Source organism: Actinoplanes sp. NPDC049598 (assembly GCF_040675435.1).
Lineage (GTDB): Bacteria > Actinomycetota > Actinomycetes > Mycobacteriales > Micromonosporaceae > Actinoplanes.
On sequence record NZ_JBFAOX010000050.1, the window covers coordinates 22,129 to 22,412 of the forward strand.

Here is a 284-nt window from a genome sequence, read left to right on the forward strand (position 1 = left end):
CACCGAAGGCAGTATGCGCGTTTGCACCCCCACTCACGCGGCCCCGCACCCCGCCGGCCCAGCGTCCCGAGGCGAGGCCGGCGCCTCGTCGCGCCTTCGGCCGGCCCGGAGCCGCCTGCCCGCCGGCTCTGAGTCGACCGCCCGCCAAGCCCGAGCCGACCGCCCGCCAAGCCCGAGCCGCCCGCCCGCCAAGCCCGAGCCGACCGCCCGCCAAGCCCGAGCCGACCGCCCGCCAGGCCCGAGCCGACCGCCCGCCAGGCCCGAGCCGACCGCCCGCCAGGCCC